The organism is Pilimelia terevasa (assembly GCF_014647915.1).
GTDB classification, from domain to species: Bacteria; Actinomycetota; Actinomycetes; order Mycobacteriales; family Micromonosporaceae; genus Pilimelia; species Pilimelia terevasa.
On record NZ_BMQC01000003.1, the window covers coordinates 332496 to 353893 of the forward strand.

General features: G+C 76.2%; 17 protein-coding genes and 2 tRNA genes. 13 read left to right on the forward strand and 6 right to left on the reverse strand.

Going from position 1 to position 21398, the window contains the following annotated elements; genetic code table 11:
* Nucleotides 1-19: 19 nt before the first annotated feature.
* On the forward strand, nucleotides 20-508 hold the full coding sequence (locus IEY75_RS06735) for a TspO/MBR family protein (protein WP_189113317.1): 489 nt from the start codon (nucleotides 20-22) through the stop codon (nucleotides 506-508).
* Nucleotides 508-2013: an SDR family oxidoreductase gene (locus IEY75_RS06740; protein WP_189113410.1), complete on the forward strand. Its 1506-nt coding sequence runs from the start codon at nucleotides 508-510 to the stop codon at nucleotides 2011-2013. The genes IEY75_RS06735 and IEY75_RS06740 overlap by 1 nt, the downstream gene beginning before the upstream one ends.
* Here the strand turns inward: IEY75_RS06740 and IEY75_RS06745 are convergent.
* Together IEY75_RS06745 and IEY75_RS06750 are read right to left on the reverse strand one after the other, a co-directional pair.
* Complete coding sequence (locus tag IEY75_RS06745) at nucleotides 2010-3515, reverse strand: fused MFS/spermidine synthase (protein WP_189113411.1); 1506 nt, start codon at nucleotides 3513-3515, stop codon at nucleotides 2010-2012. The two genes, IEY75_RS06740 and IEY75_RS06745, sit on opposite strands and share 4 nt — an antisense overlap.
* A gap of 364 nt (nucleotides 3516-3879) precedes the next feature.
* The gene (locus tag IEY75_RS06750; RefSeq protein WP_189113318.1) at nucleotides 3880-4107 is read right to left on the reverse strand and encodes a hypothetical protein; all 228 of its coding nucleotides are present in this window, start codon (nucleotides 4105-4107) and stop codon (nucleotides 3880-3882) included.
* 587 nt (nucleotides 4108-4694) lie between these two features.
* On the opposite strand from IEY75_RS06750, the gene IEY75_RS06755 reads away from it, so the two are divergent.
* On the forward strand, nucleotides 4695-5483 hold the full coding sequence (locus IEY75_RS06755) for a hypothetical protein (RefSeq protein WP_229789403.1): 789 nt from the start codon (nucleotides 4695-4697) through the stop codon (nucleotides 5481-5483).
* A gap of 10 nt (nucleotides 5484-5493) precedes the next feature.
* Here IEY75_RS06755 and IEY75_RS06760 read toward each other — a convergent pair whose 3' ends face one another.
* Complete coding sequence (locus IEY75_RS06760; protein ID WP_189113320.1) at nucleotides 5494-6660, reverse strand: YihY/virulence factor BrkB family protein; 1167 nt, start codon at nucleotides 6658-6660, stop codon at nucleotides 5494-5496.
* A gap of 84 nt (nucleotides 6661-6744) precedes the next feature.
* Nucleotides 6745-7695, reverse strand: a complete 951-nt coding sequence (locus IEY75_RS06765; protein ID WP_189113321.1) for a TolB family protein — start codon at nucleotides 7693-7695, stop codon at nucleotides 6745-6747.
* 259 nt (nucleotides 7696-7954) lie between these two features.
* Here IEY75_RS06765 and IEY75_RS06770 point away from each other — a divergent pair, with 259 nt between their 5' ends.
* The 10 genes from IEY75_RS06770 (at nucleotide 7955) to IEY75_RS06815 (ending at nucleotide 18705) form a co-directional block, all read left to right on the forward strand.
* Nucleotides 7955-10693 carry a putative bifunctional diguanylate cyclase/phosphodiesterase gene (locus IEY75_RS06770; RefSeq protein WP_189113322.1) on the forward strand — a complete coding sequence of 913 codons (2739 nt, stop codon included), beginning with the start codon at nucleotides 7955-7957 and terminating at the stop codon, nucleotides 10691-10693.
* The gene (locus tag IEY75_RS06775; protein WP_189113323.1) at nucleotides 10693-12135 is read left to right on the forward strand and encodes a GGDEF domain-containing protein; all 1443 of its coding nucleotides are present in this window, start codon (nucleotides 10693-10695) and stop codon (nucleotides 12133-12135) included. Before IEY75_RS06770 ends, IEY75_RS06775 begins: the two co-directional genes overlap by 1 nt.
* Nucleotides 12136-12435: 300 nt before the next feature.
* Nucleotides 12436-13878, forward strand: a complete 1443-nt coding sequence (gene crtI / locus IEY75_RS06780) for a phytoene desaturase family protein (RefSeq protein WP_373290221.1) — start codon at nucleotides 12436-12438, stop codon at nucleotides 13876-13878.
* Between the two features lie 52 nt (nucleotides 13879-13930).
* Complete coding sequence (gene idi / locus IEY75_RS06785; protein WP_189113413.1) at nucleotides 13931-14461, forward strand: isopentenyl-diphosphate Delta-isomerase; 531 nt, start codon at nucleotides 13931-13933, stop codon at nucleotides 14459-14461.
* Between the two features lie 87 nt (nucleotides 14462-14548).
* The gene (locus IEY75_RS06790; RefSeq protein WP_189113324.1) at nucleotides 14549-15421 is read left to right on the forward strand and encodes a polysaccharide deacetylase family protein; all 873 of its coding nucleotides are present in this window, start codon (nucleotides 14549-14551) and stop codon (nucleotides 15419-15421) included.
* A 207-nt stretch (nucleotides 15422-15628) separates the two neighbouring features.
* Nucleotides 15629-15701: transfer RNA gene (locus IEY75_RS06795), tRNA-Glu, on the forward strand.
* A gap of 27 nt (nucleotides 15702-15728) precedes the next feature.
* Nucleotides 15729-15805, forward strand: a tRNA-Asp gene (locus tag IEY75_RS06800).
* Nucleotides 15806-16128: 323 nt separating this feature from the next.
* Nucleotides 16129-16533 carry a hypothetical protein gene (locus IEY75_RS06805; protein WP_189113325.1) on the forward strand — a complete coding sequence of 135 codons (405 nt, stop codon included), beginning with the start codon at nucleotides 16129-16131 and terminating at the stop codon, nucleotides 16531-16533.
* Nucleotides 16534-16644: 111 nt separating this feature from the next.
* Nucleotides 16645-17217, forward strand: a complete 573-nt coding sequence (locus IEY75_RS06810; protein WP_189113326.1) for a carbonic anhydrase — start codon at nucleotides 16645-16647, stop codon at nucleotides 17215-17217.
* Between the two features lie 6 nt (nucleotides 17218-17223).
* Entirely contained in the window at nucleotides 17224-18705 is a 1482-nt protein-coding gene (locus IEY75_RS06815) for a SulP family inorganic anion transporter (protein ID WP_189113327.1), read from the forward strand.
* Nucleotides 18706-18738: 33 nt separating this feature from the next.
* Here IEY75_RS06815 and IEY75_RS06820 read toward each other — a convergent pair whose 3' ends face one another.
* Together IEY75_RS06820 and IEY75_RS06825 are read right to left on the reverse strand one after the other, a co-directional pair.
* Nucleotides 18739-19929 carry an FAD-dependent monooxygenase gene (locus tag IEY75_RS06820; RefSeq protein WP_189113328.1) on the reverse strand — a complete coding sequence of 397 codons (1191 nt, stop codon included), beginning with the start codon at nucleotides 19927-19929 and terminating at the stop codon, nucleotides 18739-18741.
* A 230-nt stretch (nucleotides 19930-20159) separates the two neighbouring features.
* On the reverse strand, nucleotides 20160-21317 hold the full coding sequence (locus IEY75_RS06825) for an outer membrane protein assembly factor BamB family protein (RefSeq protein WP_189113329.1): 1158 nt from the start codon (nucleotides 21315-21317) through the stop codon (nucleotides 20160-20162).
* Nucleotides 21318-21398: the final 81 nt, after the last annotated feature.

Below are 21398 nucleotides of genomic sequence, written 5' to 3' on the forward strand. Positions count from 1 at the left end.
GCGGGGTACCCGGGACCCCATGACCGCACTCGCCCGCCGCGCGCCCCGCGGCACCGGGATCGTCGCACTCGCCGCCTTCGTCGCCGTCTGCGCCGCCGTCGCGGCCGGCGGCGCCCTGGCGGCCGCCGACTCCGGCGCCACCTACGCCGCCCTCCAGCGCCCCTCGTGGGCCCCGCCCTCGTGGCTGTTCGGCCCGGTCTGGACCGTCCTGTACGCCTCGATCGCCGTCTCCGGCTGGCTGGTCTGGCGGCGGATCGGCTTCGGCAACGCCTTCTGGCCCTACGGCGTCCAACTGGCGCTCAACGCCGCGTGGACGCCCGTCTTCTTCGCCGCCGACGCCTACGGCGCCGCGGTCGCGGTCATCGCCGCGCTGTGGCTGGCCATCGGCGCCAACGTGCACGCCTTCCGGCGGCACGACCGGGGCGCGGCGCTGCTGCTCCTGCCCTACTGGGCGTGGGTGACCTTCGCCGGTGCGCTCAACCTCGCGATCTGGTGGCTGAACCGCTGATGCGCGTCCTGGTGACCGGCGCGACCGGCTACATCGGGGGGCGGCTCGCGCCGCGCCTGGCCCAGGCCGGGTACGCGGTGCGCTGCCTGTCCCGGTCGCCGCGGCGGCTCGCCGACGTGCCCTGGGCGGCCGGGATGGAGGTCGCCGAGGGGGACGTGACCCGCCCCGACACGCTCGGCCCGGCGCTGGCCGGCGTCGACGTCGCGTACTACCTCGTCCACGCCCTGGGCAGCGCCGACTTCGAGGCCGCCGACCGCGCCGGGGCGGCCGCGTTCGCCGCCGCCGCGCGGGCCGCCGGGGTACGCCGGATCATCTACCTCGGCGGGCCGGCGCCCGAGGGCGGGCGCAGCTCCGCGCACCTGCGCTCGCGCGACGAGGTCGCCCGGATCCTGCTGGACAGCGGCGTGCCCACGGTCGTCCTGCGGGCCGCCGTGATCCTGGGCTCCGGGTCCGCGTCGTTCGAGATGCTGCGCTACCTCACCGAGCGGCTGCCGGCGATGGTCACGCCGCGCTGGGTGGAGAACCGGATCCAGCCGATCGCGGTCCGCGACGTCCTGCACTACCTGCTCGCCGCGGCGCGGCTGCCCGCCGGCACGCACGGGGACTTCGACATCGGCGGACCCGACGTCCTGACGTTCGCCGAGATGATGCAGCGGTACGCGCGGGTGGCGGGCCTGCCGCCGCGGGTGATCGTCCCGGTCCGCGTCCTGACCCCCCGGCTGTCCGCGTACTGGGTCGGCCTGGTCACGCCCGTGCCCGGCGCGCTGGCCCGGCCGCTGGTGGCCAGCCTCGTCCACGAGGCGGTGTGCCGGGACGACCGGATCTCCGACCTCGTCCCGCCCCCGCCCGGCGGGCGCACCGGCGTGGACGCCGCGATCGGCCTGGCGCTGTCCCGGATCCGGGCCGGCGCGGTGGAGACCCGCTGGTCCAGCGCGGCCGCGCCGTCGGACCCGCTGCCCACCGACCCGGACTGGGCCGGCGGCTCGCTGTACACCGACGTGCGGGTCGCCGAGGTCGACGCGTCGGCCGGCGGGCTGTGGCGGGTCATCGAGGCCGTCGGCGGCGAGCGCGGGTGGTACTCGTTCCCGCTGGCCTGGGCCGTGCGCGGCTGGCTGGACACGCTCGCCGGGGGCGTCGGGCTGCGCCGCGGCCGGCGCGACCCCGACCGGCTGCACCTGGGCGAGGCGCTGGACTTCTGGCGCGTCGAGGAGATCGAGCGCGGACGGCTGCTGCGGCTGCGCGCGGAGATGCGGCTGCCCGGCCGGGCGTGGCTGGAGCTGCGGGTCCGCACCGACGGCGGCCGCACCCGCTACGCCCAGCGGGCCGTGTTCCGGCCGCGCGGCCTGGCCGGGCACCTCTACTGGTACGCGGTGTCGCCGTTCCACGCCGTGGTGTTCGGGGGGATGGCCCGCAACATCGCCCGCGCGGCCCGCCGCCACGACCGGCGGGCCGCCGGCCACCCGGACCGGCCGGACCGGCCGGCCGCCGCGGACGCGGCCACCTAGCCGCCCGCCAGGAGGAGCTGGTCCACCGGCGCGTAGTCGTCGGTCAGCACGCGCGCGCCGCCGGCGAAGGCCCGCGCCTGCGCGCCGTCCAGCACCCGCACCGAGCCCGGCGCCAGGCCGGCCAGGCGGCGCGTCCAGTCGGCCATCGGCAGGGGCGCCGTCGACGCGACGATGACGAAGTTCGCGCCGGCCCGGCCGGCCGCCGCCGCCGGCGTGGAGGCCAGCGCGACGTACGGGAAGACCGCCGCGACGGTGGCGACCTCGGCCCGGACGAAGCGGTACGGCGGGTGGTCGATGACGTTCTGCGCGTACCGGCCGCCGGGCCGCAGCACCCGGCGCACGTCGGCGACCAGCTCGCGGGTCGCCAGGTGCCACGGCACCACCAGGTGCCCGAACGCGTCGCCGATCAGCAGGTCGCGGCTGGCGTCGGGCTCAGCGGCCAGGTGCACCCGCGCGTCGCCCGTGCGCACCCGCAGCCGCGGCCCGGTGCGCAGGCCCAGCCGCTCGCGGTCCAGGGCGACGAGCCGGTCGTCGAGTTCGAGGACCAGGCTGTCGCTGCCCGGCCGGTTGGCCTCCAGGAACCGGGGCAGGGTGAACCCGCCGCCGCCCAGGTGCAGGGCCTGCACCGGGGTACCGGGCGGCGCGGCGGCCTCGGTCAGCGCCGCGATCCACTGCACGTACCCGTACCGCAGGTAGGTCGGGTCGGCGAGGTCGACGTACGAGTGGGCGGCCGAGTTCAGGACCAGCGTCCGGCCCTGCGCGCGCTGCGGGTCGACGACCACCTCGGCGCAGTGGTACGCCGTCTCCCGGGTACACGGGTTGGGCGCGACCGCGGTCAGCGCCGCGCCGCCGACGGCGGCCACGGCCAGCCCCAGGCTGGTCACGCCGCGCGCGGTCACGGCCGGGTCGCTCGCGCCGCGGTCCGCCCGGTGCAGGTACAGCCCCAGCCCGACGCCCGCCAGGCCGAGCGCGGCGGCCAGGACCAGCATGATCACGCTGCTGGGCAGCGCGGCGACTAACACGAACCCGGTACCGAGGGTCGCGGTCACGGCGCCGAGCGTGCCGACGCTGGACAGCCGCCCGACGACGTGCCCGGTCCGGCGCAGGTCGGCCAGTTGCAGCTTGACGACCAGCGGGGTGACGGCGGAGAGCAGGGCCGCCGGGGCGAACACGGCGGCGGCGGTGAGGGCCAGGACGCCCGGGGCGCTGCTGCCGCGCAGCGCCTCCCCGGCGTACCGGACGATCGGCAGGGTGAGGCCGGTGGCGACGCCGGCCAGCACGAGGGTGGGGGCGAGCAGGCGGCGCGGGTCCCGGCGGTCGGCGAACCAGCCGCCGGTCCACGCGCCGTAGGCGATGGCGGCCAGGGCCAGGCCGATGACGGCGCTGCTGGTCTGGAGGGTGACGCCGACGTACGGGCCGATCAGGCGCAGCGCGACGACCTCCAGCACGAGGACGGCGCCGCTGGCGAGGAACACCAGCGTGCCGGCCAGCCAGGTCGGCAGCGCCCGGCCGGCCGCGGCGACGGCGACCCGCTCCGCGGGGGACGCGGCGGGCGGCGGGGCGGCGGTTCCCCCGGCGCCGGAGGGTCCCGGGGGGCCGGGGGCGGCGGGCGATCCCGCGCCGTGCGCGGGTCCGGCGGCGCCGGAGGGTGTGGCGGGGTCGGGCTGGCGGGCGTCGGGGCCGGCTGGGTTGTCCACGCCGCCATCCTGCCGCCCCGCGCCCGCCGGATCCCTCAACCGCCGCGCCGGGCCGCGTGTCCCGTGGGTTCGTGGTTCCTCCGCGTGGCAGCCGTGGGGTGGCGGGTGCCCGCGGCGGTCGCGGCGGCGGGGGTCAGGCCGGGTCAGCGGCGGCGGGGGTCGGGCCGGGTCAGCGGCGGCGAAGGAGGAGCCAGCCCAGGACGACCGGGGCCACCGCGGTGAGCGCGACCGCGGCGGCCAGGAGCAGGGCCCGGCCGGCCGTGACGCCGGACGTCGGGCCGCCGCCGAGGAGCATGGCGGCCAGGACGCCGCCGCCCGCGGCGGTGACCATGGCGAGGGTGACGACCAGCGTCGTGGCGGAGGCGGCGCGCGGACGGGGCGGCGGGTGCGCGGTCATGACCCGGACCGTAGTCACCCGCGGATCCACTGTGGCGGGTTCAGCGAAATGTCTCCCGGGTCGGGTGACCCCGACCCGGGCTCATCCGATGACGTACCGTCACCGAACGGCCGGCGCACACTCCCCCACGACGCCGGTACTGCCGAAATATCGTCCCGGTTCCCGGCCGCGTGGGCGGTAGGCGTGGTTATGCGAGAAGCAACAGATACCTGGAACCCCACTACTAGTGGTCCCTCCGGACACCATCCGCAACGAGAGGTCGTCGCCCGGTCGGCCGGATCGCCACGATGCTGACGGCCTGCGGTACCGAGTCGGACAAATCCGCGCGCAATTCTGTCCGCATTACCCGCAATTGACAGGCTATCGACACCCCGAAGGGAGGAACCACAATAGGTATTGAACCGGATGAGTACGGTGAATGGTCGATCCTTTACTGACCATGCGAACCATTGGCCGTCGTCTTCTCGCTGCATAGCGTGGCCGTCATGTCCCGCGAACACGCCCCCCTCACGCGTGAGCGTCCGGCCGAAACCGCCGAGCGCCGCCCGTCTGTGCGCATGTCGCGAAACAGCACGGCGGGTGGACAGGTGCACGACCGGCCCTCCGGTGACTGGGGTCCACCTGACCGTCCGCTACCGCGGCACACCGGCGCCCGCCCGCCGGGTACGAGCAGCCGACACCGGGTCGCCGGCCGGCGGCGGCGCCGCCCGCTCGTCCTCGGCACCATGCTGGCGTGCGCGTTCGGCCTGGTGGTCGCCGTGGTGCTGGCCGGTGTCGTTCCCGGCACCACCGTCGCCGGGCGGGACCTCGCCGCCAACGCCGACGAGGCAGCGATCATCGACCGCAACCGCCAGGACGACAGTCGCCGGGACAACCCCGAGGCGTCGCGGGGCCAGCGCCGGGCGGCCCCTGCGCTGTCGGGCAAACCGGCGGCCAAACCGGTCCGGCCGGTCGCCGGCCTCAGCAGCACGCAGATGGCCAACGCGCAGGTGATCGTCCTGGCGGCCCGCAAGCGCAAGCTCCCCTCTCGGGCGATGCTGGTGGGGCTGATGACGGCCATGCAGGAGACGAACCTGCGCAACCTCGCCAATCCGGGTGTACCGGCGTCGCTGCGCCACCAGAACGACGGGACCGGCACCGACCACGACTCCGTCGGGGTGTTCCAGCAGCGGCCGAGCCAGGGCTGGGGTTCGGTGGCGGAGCTGATGGACCCGCACTACGCGGCCGGCGCCTTCTTCGGCAGGCTGGAGCGCACCCCGGGCTGGGAGAAGCTGCCGCTGACCCGGGCGGCGCAGACGGTCCAGCGGTCGGCGTTCCCCAGCGCCTACGCCAAGCACGAGACCAAGGCCCGCAAGATCGTCGCCGCCCTCGCCTGATCGGGCCGCCTCACCCGGACGCCGGCCCGGACCGGTCGGAGTCGGCGCTGGCGCCGCGGTCGGCCGCGGCGGGCGCGTCAGCGGGGTCCGGATCCCCGGCGGCGCGGGCGTCCGGGTCGTCGAAGGCCGGCGCGGCCGGTACCGCGCGGTCGTCGCGCATCGCCAGGAACGGCTCCCGGGTCGGGTCGAACCCGGCCGACGCCACGCGGGTGCGCTCCAGTTCGGCGTCGAAGGTCGCGCCCAGCAGCAGCACGATGTTCGAGATCCACAGCCACACCAGGAACACGATCACCCCGGCGATGGCCCCGTACGTCTTGCTGTAGTTGCCGAACGTGGACGCGTACAGCGAGAACGCCACCGACGTGACCACCCACAGTACGACCGCCAGCAGGCCGCCCGGCGACACCCAGCGCAGCCCGCCCTGGCGCGCGTTCGGGGTCGCCCGGTAGAGGGTCGCCACGACGAGGCTGACGAGGACGGCCAGGATCGGCCACTTCACGACCGCCCAGACGGTCACCGCCCCGCCCCCGACGCCCACCAGCTCCCCGACCCAGCGGGCGACCGGCCCGCTGACCACGACGATGAGGACGCTCGCCGCGAGCATCACCCCGGTCAGCAGCGTCACGCCGACCTGGAGCGGGATCGTCTTCCACAGCGGCCGGCCCTCGGGTACCTGGTAGATCGCGTTGGCGGCGCGGATGAACGCGCCGACGTACCCGGAGGCGGCCCAGACGGCACCGAGCAGACCGACGACGGCGGCCAGCCCGGCGGCCTGGCTGCCGCTCAGGTCGCGCATCGCGTCGAAGACCAGGGTGCGGACCTCGGGGGGCGCGACGGCGACGACCTGGCCGATCACCTCGTCGGCGGTCGAGTCGCCGAGCAGCCCCAGGGTCGACACCATGATCAGCAGAGCCGGGAACAGGGAGAGGACGCCGTAGTAGGTCAGGGCGGCGGCCCGGTCGGTGAGCTGGAGGCGGGAGATCGACAGGCCGGCGCGCTTGGCGGCCAGCCACCACGACCGGCCGCTCAGCTCGGTCGGGCTCGCCGGCCCGTCGTCCGGCCCGGGCAGCCGGCGCCCCCCGGCCGCCGCCGCGTCCGGCCCGTCGTCGGCGACCGCCGCGAGGTGCCGTGCGTCCCGGTCGCCGTGCCGCGGATTGTTCCGCACTCCCTGGCTCATGCATTCCCCTTACCCGCAATCAGGGGTTTTCCCGCGGGCGGCCCCGAAAAACCGCGGAAATCCCGCGGCCGCGCTCCGGTGGGGTCAGTACGCCGGCTGGGAGCCCTTGCGCACGAGGGTGCGGCCGGCCGGGGCCAGCAGCACGATCCAGGACGAGGACCGGTACTGCGTCGTGGCCAGCAGCCGGGTGCCGTCGACGTAGGTCGACTCGCGGTCCAGGGGTTCGCCCCGCGTGCGGGTCGCGCCCGTGGCGAGGTCCTGCTCCTCCACGTGCAGCGGCTGGTCCTGGGCGGCCGTCGGCCCCTCGGCGTACGCGGAGTAGGTCAGCGCCGCGCCGTCGGGCCGGAACGAGGGCACCACGGCGAAGCCGGTCAGCGCGCTGCCGCCGCCGCCGTACCCGGCGACCAGCCGCTCGCCGCCGGTGGCGACGTTGCCCAGCGTCAGGCAGTCGTCGAGGACCGCCTCGCAGTCGCCGCCCCGGAAGGCGATCCGGGCGCCGTCGGGCGACCACGCGACCCCGTCGTCGTGGCGCAGCCGCGCGGTCAGCGAGCCGCCGGCCGCCTCGGGCGCGGGGGCCGGCGGGATCTCCCGGTCCCGGCACGCCGCCGGGAACAGGGCGGTGAGGGCGCCGCCGGTGGCGGGGGCGCGGTAGACGCCCGGCCCGCCCAGGCAGGCCGCCGACACCAGCGCCAGCGACCGCCCGTCGGGCGCCCAGGCGGCGCCGCCGACCGGGCGGGCGGTGACCCGGGTGCGGGCCGTGCCGTCGGCCTTCATCACGTACACCTGGTCACCCCGCAGGACCACCAGCCGCGTGTGGTCCGGCGACCAGCGGGGGCGCCGGTGGCCGCCGCCGGTGGTGACGCGGCGCTCGGTCGGGCCCCGGGACACCCAGACGTCGCCGTCGCGGACATACGCCACGAGCTTGTCGAACACCGGCATCGCGGCCCGGGCCGGTGCGGGCGCGCCGAGCAGGCCGGCCGCCACCGCCGCCGCGGTGAGGACGGCCCCGGAGCCGCCGCGAAGAGCTCCGACCATGACGTGCCTCCCCGACCTACTGCACCTGTACCAGGACCCATCGTCGCAACCGGCGTGCACCTGAGTTCTTCCCCGACGGCAACTGTCCGACTTTCTCCTGGGGACACGGCCGACTTCTCCCGAAGCCCGGCCGGCGACCCCCGCGGGCGGGTACACCTCCACAGGGGCGGTGTTCCGGGTGCACTCATGTCCGGGCCGGGACCGCCGAAGGGCAGTGCACTGGAGCACTGTCCGTACGCGATGGGGGTTGGCGGTACCCGTGTCAGTGGCGACCCAACTGGAGCGACGGCGCCTGCCCGTCGTGCTGAGCGCGGTCCTTCCCGCGCTCGCCGGCGGCGTGGCCGCCGTGCCCGGGCTGCCCGCGCCCTACCGGGCGCTCGGCGGCTGGCTCGTCGCCGCGCTCGCGGCCCTGCTCGCCGCCCGCCTGTTCGGGCAGGCCGGCGCGTACGCCGAGGGGCCCGCGCTGCTGCGCCGGTACTGGCGCCGGCTCTCGGCCGCGTCCGTCATCGTGGCCGTGGGGCTGGCCGTCTGCGCCGCGGGCGAGTTCCCCCTGCCGTACGTGCGGGAGGCCCGGCTCGGGGTCTTCGCGCTGGCGGTCCTCATGCTGTGCGTCGCCGTCTGGGGGCTGCCGGCGACGCCGCGGGCCGGGTACGACTGGCTGACCTTCGGCCTGGACTCCGTCACCGTGCTGGTGGCCGCGGCGCTGTTCGCCTGGCACTTCACCCTGCGCCACCTGCTGGACGGGCCGGCCCTGAGCCGCCCGACGCTGGTCAGCGTGGTGGCCCTGGCCGCCCTCAGCGTGTACGTCGTGGCCAAGGTCGGGCTCGCCTGGGCCGGCCCCGTCGACCAGCTCGCCAACGCCCTGCTCGGCCTCGGCCTGCTCGCCGGGATCCTCTCGGGCGCGCTGCTGAAGCTGCCGTACGTGACGCCGGGCACCCCGCTGCTGCACCTGGGCATCCCGCTGGCGACCGTGCTGTGGGTGCTGGCCGCGCGGCGCCAGCTCCGGGTGATCCCGGGCCGGCACCACCGCAAGCACTCGGCGCACCGGCCGTTCAGCCTGCTGCCGTACTCCGGCGTCATCGCCGTCGGCGGGCTGCTGCTCATCGAGGGCGCCGACTCCGGGCGCGAGGGCCGGATCATCGTCACCGGCGCCGTCATCCTGGTGACGCTCGTCCTGGTCCGGCAGCTCGCCGCCTTCTACGAGAACGCCCGGCTGCTGCGCCAGCTCGACGCGAGCATGCAGGAGGTCCGCAACCACGAGCGGCGGTTCCGCTCGATGGTGCAGCAGGCGTCGGACATCATCGTCATCACCTCGCCCACCGGCGAGGTCAGCTACGCCTCGCCCGCGCTGCGCCAGCTCATCGGCGTCGAGCCGGACGAGACCGCCGGCTTAAACCTGAGCAGGTACTTCCACCCGGACGACCTGGAGACGGTCAACCAGCAGGCGCAGGAGGTCGCGTCGGTGCCCGGCAGCGTCGCCACGTACCGCGCGCGGATCGCCGACGCCCAGGGCGCCTACCGCTGGCTGGAGATCGTCAGCACGAACCTGCTGGCCGACCCGAGCGTCCGCGGCATCGTGTCCAACGCCCGCGACATCACCGACATGCTGCGGTACCAGCAGCAGCTCACCCACCAGGCCACCCACGACGAGCTGACCAAGCTGCCCAACCGGGCCCTGCTGCTCGACCGGCTGGAGCGGGCGCTGGCCCCGCGCGGCACCGACGTCAACGCCGGGCAGATCAGCGTGGCGCTGGTCGACCTCGACGACTTCAAGGCGTTCAACGACCGGCTCGGCCACGCCGTCGGCGACGGCCTGCTCGTCGGGATGGGCCGGATCCTGTCCCGCGCCGTCGGCCCGCACGACACCGTGGCCCGCCTGGGCGGCGACGAGTTCGCCGTCCTGATGACCGGCGTGACCCCGGACAAGGCCGCCGAGATCATCAACAAGATCATCGTGGCGCTGGAGACGCCGATGATCGTGGACGGGTACGAGCTGCTCGTCGGCGCCAGCATCGGACTGGCCCACGGCCAGGCCGGCGAGGACCCGGCCGAGCTGCTGCGCCGCGCCGACGTGGCGCTGTACGCGGCCAAGGACCACGGCAAGGGCCGCTACGCCGCGTACGACCTGGAGCTGGACCGGCGCAGCGTCCAGCACGCCGAGCTGGGCGCCGAGCTGCGCCAGGCGCTGGGCACCCACGGCCAGCTCCACCTCGTGTACCAGCCCATCGTCACCCTCCCCGAGGGCCAGATCACCGGCGTCGAGGCGCTGATCCGCTGGCAGCACCCGCAGCGCGGGCTGATCCCGCCGAGCGAGTTCATCCCCGTCGCCGAGCGGACGGGCCTCATCGTGCCCCTCGGCCGCTGGATCATGCGCGAGGCGGCGGCCCAGGCCGCGGCGTGGGCCGACGACCCGGCGACCGCCTCGATCACGATGAGCGTCAACGTGTCCGCCCGGCAGCTCCGCGAGCCCGGCTTCCCCGAGGAGCTGGCCGCCGTGCTGCACGAGACCGGGCTGGAGCCGTCGCGGTTCACCGTCGAGGTGACCGAGACCGCGGTGTTCGACAGCGACGCGGCGCTGACCGCGCTGCGCGGCATCCACCGCCTCGGCGCCCGGGTCGCCCTCGACGACTTCGGCACCGGCCACTCCTCGCTCGGCCTGCTGCGGACCTGCCCGGTCGACATCCTCAAGGTGGACAAGTCCTTCGTCGACGGCGTCACCGGCACCGCCGAGCAGGCCGCCATCGCCATCTCGCTGATCCAGATCACCTCGACGCTGCGGCTGGCCGCCGTCGCCGAGGGCGTCGAGACCGCCGAGCAGGCCGAGGTGCTGCACCGCCTCGGGTACCGGCTGGCCCAGGGCTTCTACTTCTCCCGGCCGGCGTCGCCGGGCCAGATCTACCCGCTGCTGACCCGGGCCGCGCACGCGCAGGAGGTCGCCGCCGACCCGTACCGGGGCGTGCACCCCGACGGGCCCTCGGCCCGGCACCGGGCGGCGTGATGGCGCGACCCGCCCACCCGTACTTCCTGATCTACCTGACGGTGTCGCTGACGGCCACCGGCGTGCACGCCCTGCTCGGCCCGCAGGCCCGCGCCGTCACCTACGTCCTGATCGCCGGCGGCGCGCTGGTCCCGCTGGTGCGCGGCCTGCGCGGCGGGTACATGACCGCCCGGCCCGCCAACTGGCTGCTCGTGCTCGCCATGGCCGTCCTCGGCGTCGGCAACGTGTGCGCCAGCCTCGCCGTGCTGTGGCGGCCCGGGATGGCGGTCGGCGCGGAGATCGCCATCAGCCTCGGCCACCTGCTCGCGCTCGCCTCCGCCCTCAGTACCGCCGCCATCCGCGGCCGCAACGACCTCGGCGGCCTGATCGACGTCGCCGTCGTGTCGATGGCCGGCGGCGGGCTGCTGTGGACGGCGGTCATCCAGCCGCGGCTGGTCGACACCGGCGCCGGGTCCCAGATCGGCCTGCTGGTGAACATCCTCGTCCTGACCGGCGTCCTCGGCACGCTGGCCCGGCTCGCGCAGACCGCCGCCGAGCCGATCGTGTCGATCCGGCTGATCCTGGCCGCCCTGGTGCTGGCCCTCGTCGGCAACGTCGCCATGGCGATGACCGTCGGCTCGCTCACCGTCGGCCGGCCGGTGTGGGCGGAGGTGGCGTTCCTGACCACGTACACGCTGCTCGGCGCCATCGGCGTGCACCCCTCGACGCTCCAGTTCGCCGAGACGCCGCCCGCCCGGAACGAGCCGCTGAGCCCGCGCCGGCTGGCGTTCCTCGGCGTCGCGATGGCCGTGGGCCCGGTCGTGGGGGCGGGGCGCGAACTGCTCGGGTTCGCCGTCGACGGGCCGCTGCTGGCGCTCGGGACGCTGTCCACGGTCCCGCTGGTGATGCTGCGGATCGGGTACCTGTCCGCCAAGCGCAACCAGGCCGAGCGGGAGCTGACCCACCAGGCCACCCACGACCCGCTCACCGGCCTGGTGAACCGCGCCGAGGTGCTGCGCCGGCTGGACGACGCGCTGGCCCGCCGCGCCGCCGGGGGCGGCAACGACGTCCTCGTGATGTTCGCCGACCTGGACGGCTTCAAGGCCGTCAACGACCGCCTGGGCCACGCCGTCGGCGACGACCTGCTCGCGGCCGTGGCCCGCCGGCTGCGCGGCCTGGTCGCCGCGCGCGACACCCTCGCCCGGTACGGCGGCGACGAGTTCCTGCTGCTCGTGGAGACCAGCAACCCCGTCGCCGCGCAGGCCAGCATCGGCCGCCGGATCCGGGCGGCGCTCGCCGCGCCGTTCGACCTGGCCGAGGCGCGCGACGTCCGGGTGGGGATCAGCCTCGGCGCCGTGGTGGCCGACCGCGGCGACCTGGCCGACGCGCTGGTCAGCCGCGCGGACAGCCAGATGTACGCCGCCAAGCAGCGGCGCCGCGGCGGCCTGGCCGCGAGCGCCTGAGCCCGCCGCCGCGGTCCGGCGGCGGAGCGCCGCCACGGCGGGCGCGGGCCGTCCGGGCGGGTGACCCGGCGGCCGGCGACCCGAATCCGCGGCGGCGCGCACCGCGCCGGGGCCGGCGGGGCGGGGTACGGTAACGGCGTGTCTGCGGTGGGCGCTCCGGCATCCGTCGGGGGAAACTCCCCCGCTGGCCGAGCGACCGCGGGCCGAGCAGCCGACTCCCGGCCCGCTGCGGACCGGGCCGGCGCGGGCCGGGGAGGCCCGGGCCGGGATCTGCGTGGCGGCGCGGACCACGTCGTCGTCGTGGGGGCCGGGCTCGGGGGGCTGGCCTGCGCGCTGCACCTGGCCGGCGCGGGCCGGCGGGTCACCGTCCTGGAGCGCGACGACGCGCCGGGCGGCCGGGCCGGGCGGCTGAGCCTGGACGGGTACCACCACGACACCGGGCCGACCGTGCTGACCATGCCGGACCTCATCGCCGAGGCCCTCGGCGCCGTCGGCGAGGAGCTGGCCGACTGGCTGCCGATGACCCGGCTCGAACCGGCGTACCGCGCGTTCTACCCCGACGGCTCCACGCTGGACGTCCACGCCGACCCCGACCGGATGGCCGACGAGGTCGCCCGCGTCTGCGGCCCGCGGGAGGCCGCCGGGTACCGCCGCTTCGTCGCCTACGCCGCGCGGATGTGGCGCTACCAGCGCGACGACTTCATCGGCCGGCACCTGGACTCCCCCCGCGACCTGCTGACCCCGAACCTGGCCCGGCTCGTCGCCGCGGGCGGCCTGCGCCGCCTGGACACCAAGATCAATCAGTTCTTCCGGGACCCGCGGACCCGCCGCGTCTTCTCGTTCCAGTCGATGTACGCCGGCCTGGCCCCCCGCCAGGCGCTGGCCATCTACACCGTCATCGCCTACCTCGACTCGGTGGCCGGCGTGTACCACCCGCGCGGCGGGCTGCACGCGGTCGCGCAGGCGCTGGCCGGGGCGGCGCGCAAGCACGGCGTGACCCTGCGGTACGACACGCCGGTGGAGCGGGTCGAGACCGCCCACGGGCGGGCCACCGCCGTGGTCACCGTCGGCGGCGAGCGCGTGGCCGCCGACGCCGTGGTCCTTAACCCCGACCTCGCGGCGGCGTACGACCTGCTGCCCGGCCCGCCCCTGCGCCGCCGGCTGCGCTACTCCCCCTCGGCGGTTGTCCTGCACCTCGGCGCCGCCGCCGGGTACGGCGCCATCGCGCACCACAACATCCACTTCGGCCGGGCCTGGCGGCGGACGTTCGACGAGGTCATCTCCGACGGCGTGCTGATGTCCGACCCGTCCCTGCTGGTCACCAACCCGAGCCGCACCGACCCGGGCGTCGCCCCGCCGGGACGGCACACCTACTACGTGCTCGCCCCCGTGCCGAACCTGGACCGGGCGCCCCTGGCCTGGCGGTCCGGCCTCGCCGAGTGGTACGCGGACTCGCTGGTCGCCACCCTGGAGGAGCGCGGCTACCGCGGCCTCGGCGCCGCGGTGGAGAGCCGGCGGATCGTCACCCCGGCCGACTGGGCCGCCCGCGGCATGGCGGCCGGTACGCCGTTCGCCGCCGCCCACACCCTCCGGCAGACCGGGCCGTTCCGCCCGGGCAACCGGCACCCCGCCCTGGCGAATGTGGTGTTCACCGGCTCGGGCACCCAGCCCGGCGTCGGAGTCCCGATGGTGTTGATCTCCGGACGGCTCGCCGCGGAGCGGGTCGCCGGAACCCTGAGGTGAGCGAGGTGGCACGTTGAGCGGAGTCGGCGCGACCAGCGGCATCAGCGGCACGGTGCGGTCCCGGGAGCAGCTCCCCGTCGAACTGGTCGACCCGGAGGGCCGGGCCTGCGGCACGGCCACCGTGCAGGAGGCGCACCGGCCGCCCGGCCGGCTCCACCGGGCGTTCTCGATCATCCTGCTCGACCCGGACGGGCGGATCCTGCTCCAGCGGCGGGCCGCCACCAAGACCCGGTTCCCGGGCCGGTGGGCCAACACCTGCTGCGGCCACCCCGGCCCCGGGGAGCCCGTCGTCGAGGCCGCCCGGCGGCGGCTGCGCGAGGAGCTGGGCGTCGAGGCGGCGCTCGCCGAGGTCGGCCGGTACTCGTACCAGGCGGAGGATCCGGCCAGCGGGCTCGTGGAGTGCGAATTCGACCACGTCCTGCGCGGGGCGCTGGCCGCCGACGCCCCGCTGCACCCCGATCCGGCCGAGATCGACGAGGTGCGCTGGGCGGAGCTCGACGCGGTGCGCCGGGCCGTCCGGGCCGCGCCGCACGCGTACGCCCCGTGGCTGGCGGGCGTGCTGGCCACCCTCGTCGATGCCTGACATCCGCAGAATGGCCTGTTCGACCCCTTAGCAGGGGTGCGGCGGGGCGATACGGTGGGCGCACCCCACAGTTTCCCGGAGCGCCACGTGACCCGACGCCCTGCCGTACTGGGCACCGCCGTCCTCGCCGGTGTCCTCCTCGGCACGCAGGTGCTGGCCGGCTGGCTGGCCCGCCCCGAGGTGCGCCCCGTCGCCGCCGAGCGGCCGGCCACCGCCGCGCCGCCGACCGCCGGCCCGGGCGGCAGCGCGCCCGCCCCGGCGGTACCGTCGCGCGCGCCCACGGCCGGACCGCCGACGGCCGGCCCGAGCGGCCCGCCCCCGGCCCGGCCGCCGCGCGGCACCCGGCCCGCCCGGCCGACCACCGGCGTCTTCGCGGCCGGGGTGATCACCCGGACCCGCGGCACCGGCGTCACGCTGACCTTCGACGACGGCCCCTCGCCGGTGCACACGCCGCAGATCCTGGCGCTGCTGCGCGCCCAGGGCGTCCGGGCCATGTTCTGCGTGGTGGGCAGCCAGGCCGAGGCCCACCCGGAGCTGATCCAGCAGATCGCCCGGGAGGGCCACCAGCTCTGCAACCACAGCTGGAACCACGAGCTGCGGCTCGGCCGCGGCACCCCGACCCAGATCCGGGCGAACCTGCGCCGCACCAACGACGCGATCCGCAAGGCCGTCCCGGGCGCCCCCGTCACCCACTTCCGCCACCCCGGGGGCAACTGGACCCCCGCCGCGATCCAGGCCTCCCGCGAGCTGGGCATGGTCCCCACGGGCTGGGCGGTCGACCCGCGCGACTGGGCCCGCCCGCCGGCCGGGGCGATCGCGTCGACGGTGCTCAAGGGCTCGCGGCGCGGCGCGATCGTACTGATGCACGACGGCGGCGGGGACCGGCGCAACACCGTGGCCGCCTGCCGCACCATCATCCCCGCGCTCAAGCAGCGCCTACGGATCGTGCCGCTGAGCTGACCCCGGCCGGGGGTTCGGTTGGCCCCCGCTTCGGCGATCACGTATGCTGGCCGAGCCTCCGGCGGTGCCGGACGTGAGCACGGCTGTAGATGTCGCAGGTGGGGATGTCGCGGGGCTGTGTGCGAAGGGCTGGACCTCGGGGTCCCTGCCACCGCCCACAACGCCGGTGCACATCGCGCGCCCCGCGTATGCGAGGATGACGTCGCCGCCCTCATCGTCTAGCGGCCCAGGACGCCGCCCTTTCAAGGCGGTAGCACGGGTTCGAATCCCGTTGGGGGCACGTTCCGGTTTCGGCCGGTCCGGTTGAGGTCCTGTGGAGCAGTTGGAGTGCTCGCCGCCCTGTCAAGGCGGAGGTCGCGGGTTCAAGTCCCGTCAGGACCGCCAGTTCGCCGAGGCGGCACCCGTGCACCCATGATCAGAGATGGTCAGACAACTCCCGATGGCGCATGAGCGTCTGGCTGGCTGTCCGTAATTTCAGGCCCTCCCTTGGCGCGGGTCCGGATCTGCGAGTCGCGGCGGCCGGTGAGCCGGCTGCCTCCGCGCGGTCAGCGAAGTGGAGGATGACCGCGCCGCGAGCGACGTGAACGCAGGCGAACGAGGTGACGAACACTCGCCTCCAGGGCCGGCGAGGCTTCCGTTTCGTGGCAGTTGCACCCGTCCTTCGATAGACTTCCGGCGCCAAGCGAGGTCGAGAAGGAGGTCGGTGCGTGAGGCTGCTGGGGGCCCTCGCCGCGATCCGTCCGGCGTCGTCCCTGCACGCACTCCGGGCCGCCCTCATCGGCATCCCGCTGCTGATCGGCGTCCTGCTGGGCGGCCTGGTCGTCGCCGACCGCGCGGCCGGCGGCACCGCCTCCCCCACCGCGACGCACCAGTACCACGAAGCGTCGCCCGAAGTGGACAGCAACGGCGGGCGAAGCTGGGGCAAGCTCGGCAGTCGGCTGAGCGCCCACCTGGCCGTCCGCCCCCGGTTCGTCGCCCGCCGCTCCGGCGCGCCCGCCGCCACCACCCACCGACCCGGCCCCGCCACAGTGTGGAGCGGCGGGGCGGCGCACCGCGGCCCCGCCACCGACCACCACTGCGACCCCGCGGTCCTCCAGATCTACCGCTGCTGACCGGCCCCGCCGCCCACCTGTGACCCACCGAGCCGTCGACGGCCCGGTCGGTGCCGCACAGGCCGGCGCGGACCCGCCGCCGCCACCGGACCTCCAGCAGCAGAGGTAGACATGCAGACCTTCATCGCACACGCGCGCACCTTCCCGCACCGCGTCGGGCAGCGCCGCCACCGGTTCGCCCGACTCGCGTCCGGCCAGCGGCCCCAGGCCCTGTTCATCTCCTGCTCCGACTCCCGCGTCGTACCCGCCCTGATCACCGCCGCGGAGCCCGGCGACATCTTCGAACTGCGGTCGGTCGGCAACATCGTCCCGCCGTACCGGCCCGACGCCGCGTGCGCCGTCGCCAGCGCCGTGGAGTTCGCGGTCGCCTCGCTCGACGTCTCCGACATCGTGGTCTGCGGGCACTCCCACTGCGGCGCGGTACAGGCGATGACCGAGGGGACGACGCTGCCCAGCGTCGGCCGCTGGCTCGCCCACGCCGCCCACCGGCCGGCGCCGACGGCGGACCCGGTCGCCGTCACCCAGCAGCACATCCTCACCCAGCTCGCGCACCTGCGCCGGTACCCGGTCGTCGCCGCGCGCCTCGGCGAGGGCCGGCTGCGCCTGCACGCGTGGTACTACACCGTCGACACCGGTGAGGTGCTCGCCCACCGCCCGGGCACTGCCGACTTCGGACCGCTGTAGGCCCCGGTGAAGGCGAACAACCTGCGCGGGACCCTCCGCACGGACCTGCCCGCCTCCGTCGTCGTCTTCCTCGTCGCGCTGCCCCTGTGCGTCGGCGTGGCCGTCGCCTCCGGGGTACCGGCCGAGGTGGGGCTCGTCACCGGCATCGTCGGCGGCCTCGTCGTCGGTCTCCTGCCCGGGAGCACCCTGCAGGTGAGCGGGCCGGCCGCCGGCCTGACCGTGCTCGTCGCCGAGGCCGTGGCGGCCTACGGGATCGGCGCGCTCGGCATCATCGTCCTCGCCGCCGGCTGTCTCCAGATCGCCCTCGGCGCCCTGCGGCTGGGCCGCTGGTTCCGGGCCATCTCCGTGGCGGTCGTCCAGGGCATGCTCGCCGGGATCGGCCTGCTGCTCGTCGCCGGCCAGCTCTACGTCGCCGGTGCCGCCGCGGCCCCCGGTACCGGCCTGGAGAAGATCATCGGTCTGCCCGGGCTCGTGGGCCGGCTCGCCGCGGACCCGCAGGCCCGGGCCGCCGCCGCCCTCAGCATCGGCGTCATCGGCGTCATCGTGGGCTGGGGCCGGCTGCCCGCGCGGGTCCGGACTGTGCCGGGCGTCCTCGTCGCCGTCGTCGCGGCGGGCGTCGTCACCGCCGTCGCCGACCTGCCGGTGGCCACCATCGACGTCCGCGGACTCGCCGACGTCATCCGGCCCCCGTTCGGCGAGCTCGGCCGGCTCGCCGACCTGGCGGTGCTGGGTACGGTGGTGGCGTTCACGCTCATCGCCTCGGCGGAGAGCCTGTTCAGCGCCGCCGCCGTCGACCGGATGCACGACCGGCCGCGGACCGACTTCGACAAGGAGCTGGTGGCGCAGGGGGTCGGCAACACCCTGTGCGGCGCGCTGGGCGCCCTGCCGCTGACCGCCGTGATCGTACGCAGCTCCGCGAACGTGCGTGCCGGTGCGCGGACCCGGGCGTCGCGGGTCCTGCACGGGGTGTGGCTGCTGCTGTTCGCCGCCGCCCTGCCCGGTGCGCTCGCCCTCATCCCGCTGCCCGCCCTCGCCGGGGTGCTCATCCACGCCGGTGTCAGCCTGCTGCCCGTGCACACCCTGCCGGCCCTGTGGCGGGAGCACCGGGGGGAGGCCGTCGTCGTGCTGGCCACCGCGGCGGCCATCCTGGCCACCGACATGTTCCAGGGCGTCCTCATCGGCCTGGCTCTGGCGGTCGGGAAGCTGGCCTGGGAGACCTCCCACGTCCGGGTCGACACCCACGACCACGCCGACGGGTCCATCCGCGTCGCCATCGCCGGCAACGCGACCTTCCTGCGCCTGCCAGCCATGCTGACCGCGCTGGCCGACCTGCCGGCCGACCGGCGGGTCCACCTGGACCTGCGCGGACTGCGGCACCTGGACCACGCCTGCCAGACCGCGCTGAACGGCTGGGTGGCCGAGCACAACAGGGCCGCCGACGTCCCGGTCGTCCTCCTCGGCTGCGACGTCCTGGCCGGTCGGCCGTGACCGCGGCCCTCGTGGCCGCCCGGCCGACCCAGGTCAGGGGTACGCGGGCAGCGCGATCGAGTCGGCGGGCGGGGCGAACAGCCGCGCCGTGACCGCCCGGCCGACCCGGGAGGCGGCCAACCGCATCACGGTGTGCAGGACCGACACGCCGACCCCGCTGACAGGGTTGACCAGTCGCGGCCCACCCGGCGGGAGCTGCTGCGCCCGGCGGACGTACGGGCGCATCAGGGCCTCGTACGCGCCCCACGCCGCGGCGTGGTCCTGCCGGGCGGTCAGTTCCCCGGCGAGCACGTAGGCGCCGGTGAGGGCGAGGCTGGTGCCCATGCCGCTGATCGGCGAGGGGCAGTACGCCGCGTCGCCGGTCAGCGCGACCCGGCCGTGCGTCCAGCGGGGCGCGTGCACCTGCCCCACCCGGTCGAGGTAGAAGTCGTCGTGGTCGGCGGCGAGCGCGCCGAGGATGCGGGGGGCCGCCCAGCCGACGTCGGCGAACACCTCGCGCAGGTGCGCGACCTGCTCGCGGGGCGCGCGCCGCTCCAGCCCCGTCGGGGGCCCCAGGAACGCCAGCAGGGCCCGCGTGGTCCCCACGTTGTCCGGGCGCAGCATCACCGCGCGGCCCCGCCCGGCCGGCAGCCAGCGCCACCAGTGGTCGTCCTCGGCGGTCCGCGGGACGGTGCCGTAGGCCATGTACTGGCCCAGGTCGCGGAGGCGGACGTCGCCGAAGACCAGCCGGCGGGTGTGCGAGTGGAAGCCTTCGGCGACCACGAGCAGGTCGAACCGGCCGGGTGGGCCGTGCGCGAACTCCACGTCGACGCCCTCGGCGTCCTGGACCACGGCCCGGACGCTGTCGCCGTACCGGTGCGCGACCCGGTCCCGCAGCAGGGCGTCGAGGCTGGCGACCAGCTCGCCGCGCAGCACCTCCATCTCGGCGGTGGGGCCGTCGGTGTCGGCGGTGCCGGCGGGGAACTCGGCGACCGTCCGCCCGCGCCGGTCGACGAAGCGGGTGCCCACCTCGCCCGTGCCGGCCGCGAGCAGGTGCGCCTCCAGGCCCATCCGGCGGACGACGGTGCGGGCGGCGCCGCGGACGTCGATGTTCTGGCCGGCGGTGCGCAGGGCGGCGGCCCGCTCGACCAGGACCACGTCCCAGCCGGACCGGCTGAGCCAGTACGCCGCCGCCGTGCCGGCGACCCCGGCCCCGGACACCAGCACCGATCCACGTACCGGCATCGCACCTCCTGTGACGGATCGGGTCACCAGCCGCACGCGTCGGCGGCGGACGCCGGGCGCGTCGCGCGTCGCCGCCGGCCTCCGCGCGGCAGGGGAGCCACCGCCCGCCGCACCGACCGGTACATGTTAGACCGGCGCCGCACCGTCGGGGCACCCTCGACAGTGCGGGCGACGCCCGGCGCACTCCGGCGGTCGGACCGGCTCAGGCCCCGCGGGGTGGTGGGCGGCGCTCAGGGCGCGTACATCACCACGGCCGACCCCGTCACCCCGTACAGCCGGCCGCCGGCCACCACCGGCTCCTCGCGGAGGCCGACCGGCGGGCCGGCGAGCGGGACCGGCCGGCCGGTCGCGGCCCGGACCGCGATCAGCGGGTCCTCGTCGCGCACCCCGTAGACCACGCCACCGGCGACGGTGATGTCGGTGACGTCGACGCCGGGCACCGACCAGACCTCCGCCCCGGTGTCGGCGTCCACGGCGTAGAGCCGGTCGGGGCCGAAGCCGCGGTGGTAGAGGCGGGCGCCGTCGGTGGCGAACGCGAACGGCTCGTCGCGGTCGGGGAAGGTCGCCAGGACGGCGCCGGTGCCCGCGTCCAGCCGGCGGGTGCGCCCGTCGGTGCAGGTGAAGTAGAAGAACGCCCCGTCGGGGGACGCGCCGTCCGGGACCAGGCAGCCGGCCCGCGTGTCCCACAGCTTCCGGCCGGTGGCGATGTCGACCACCCTGGACGTCGTCGTCGACACCTGGACCCGGCCGGCCGCGGAGACCGGCAGCCCGTTGAACGCGCCGGGGCTGCGCGACCACAGCAGCGAGCCGTCGGCCACCCGGCGGGCGCCGACGGCGTAGCGGGCGGCCGCCGCGTCCCAGTACTCGCCCAGGAGCACGCCCTTGTCCACGACGGTCGAGTGCATGACCTCGGGCAGTTCCCGGCTGTAGCGGACCCGGCCGGTCCGCACGTCCAGCGCCGTCAGGTAGTCCCGCCCCGACCGGCAGTGCGTCCACTGCGTCAGCAGCGCGTTGCCGACGACCGCGGCGAGGCTGATCCGCCGCTTCCCCGCCTCCGGCGTCCGCCAGCGCAGCGCGCCGGTCCGCGCGTCGTGGGCGCTGACCCGGTAGCCCGAGGCGGTGAACAGCCGGTCGGCGGCGACCAGCGGTGCGGCCGGGTTCGCGCAGACCGCGCTGGCCCGGGGTACCGACCACCGGTGGCGCAGCGCCCCCGCGGTGTCCGCCGTGAGCGCGGTCTCGCCCGGGTTGTAGTGGTCGCGCGTGGGGTGCGCGCCGGGGTGGGCCCACACCGTCGGCGGCGGGCCCGCGGCCGACGGGGCGCCGGTCGCCAGTACGGCGGCCGCGCCGAGGGCGGCGGTGGTCAGCGTGGCGCGGACGCGGTCGGCCATCGTGCTCCCTCGCTCGGGTTCCCGGCCTCAACGTACGTCCTGGTCCGTACCCCGTCGGGCATCGGCGCCGCCGCCGGCCCA